Here is a 1,486-nt window from a genome sequence, read left to right as displayed (position 1 = left end):
GCCATGGCCGCGGCGCCGCAGCACCGCCCGCACCCGGGCCAGAAGCTCGCGCGTGCCGAACGGCCGGGCGACATAGTCGTCGGCGCCGAGCTCCAGGCCGATGACGCGGTCGGCCTCGTCGCTGCGCTGGCTGCCGGTGATGATCACCGGCGCGTCCGACCGCGACTGGATCTCTCGCAGCAGGTCCAGCCCGCTCGCCAGATCCTGGTCCAGGTCGAGGATCACGAGGTTCGGCGCGTCGGCCGCGATCTGGCTGACCACACCCTGCCGCCCCGAGACCGGGACGACGCGCATGCTGTGCTGCTCGAAGAAGGCGGCCACCATCTGCTTCATCGCCGGGTCGTCGCCGACCATCAGGATGCGCGCCGGCCGGACGCCGCCCTGGCCAACGACGGAGGGACGCCACGGCGTCCGCTGCGCCGCCACCGGCGGGGCGGGGTGAGGCTGCAGCGGCGGAGACCAGTCGGGGTCCGGGACAATGGTCGGATGGGCCGAAGATCCGGTGGCCATACAAGCTCCAGCGTGGACGTGGCGATGGCGGTTTGCGTCGGCCGGCCGGGACCGGGGTGGCCGGGCACGGGTCGGGCAGGGCATCCGGCGATGATCTAGGGTGGCGGCGTCGCAGCGACCGTTTCAGAAAGCGTTGAAATTGCGCGGTGGCAATCGCGCCGTGACGCCGATAGGGTGCGCTTCGGTGGGACGGGGCGCCCGCCTCCAGACCCCCTGCAGGAGGTCTTTCCTGGATCCGAGCGATGCCTGACGATCCGCAGCTGACAGTGCGCCTGCTGGGCGGGGTGGAGGTCACCCGGGACGGCCGGCCCGTGGCCCTGCCGTCCTCCCGGAAGGCGCGGGCCCTGCTGGTCTATCTCGCCGCCACGGAGCGGCCGCACCGGCGCGACCGCCTCTGCGCCATCTTCTGGGACATTCCGGACGATCCGCGCGGCGCGCTGCGGTCGAGCCTCAGCCTGCTGCGCCGTGTCGTCGACGCCCCCGGCCGGCCGTGCATCCTGGCCGACCGCGACACGGTGCGCCTCGACGCCGCAGGGGCCGGGATCGACCTCGTGGCCATCCGCCGGTCGCTCTCGGCCGGGGTCGAGGCGGCGTCGACCGTGGCGCTGGAGCAGGCCGCGGCGGCCTTCCAGGGCGAGTTCGCCGAGGGGCTGGACCTGCCGAGCTGTCCGGACTTCCAGGTCTGGTGCGTGGCCGAGCGGCAGGAGGTGCGCCGATTGCGCCTGCAGGTGCTGCGCGCCCTGCTCGAGCGCCATGCCAACGATCCCGAGGCGGCGTTGCCGCATGCCCGCGCCCTGGTCTCCGCCGATGTCGACGACGTCTCGGCCCATGTCGCGCTGCTGCGCGTCCTGGTCGCCGGCGGCCGCCAGCGCGAGGCGGAGGAGCAGCGCGACCTCTCGGCCCGGCTGCTGGGCGGCACGGGCAGCGAGGCGGCGGAGCAGCTGATCTGGGCCTGGCGGTCGCTCGCCGGCTCCCG

The 1,486-nt window shown here is 74.1% G+C and carries 2 protein-coding genes; one reads left to right on the top strand and one right to left on the bottom strand.

Going from position 1 to position 1,486, the window contains the following annotated elements; genetic code table 11:
- On the bottom strand, positions 1 to 510 hold a 510-nt coding region (locus P409_RS34080), incomplete at its 3' end, for a response regulator (protein WP_152613705.1).
- Positions 511 to 752: 242 nt separating this feature from the next.
- Here P409_RS34080 and P409_RS34075 point away from each other — a divergent pair.
- On the top strand, positions 753 to 1,486 hold a 734-nt coding region (locus P409_RS34075; RefSeq protein ID WP_034849223.1), incomplete at its 3' end, for an AfsR/SARP family transcriptional regulator.

Origin of the sequence: Inquilinus limosus MP06, assembly GCF_000767795.1 — a bacterium.
Taxonomy (GTDB): domain Bacteria; phylum Pseudomonadota; class Alphaproteobacteria; order DSM-16000; family Inquilinaceae; genus Inquilinus; species Inquilinus limosus_E.
This window is presented reverse-complemented; position numbering and strand designations above follow the sequence as displayed.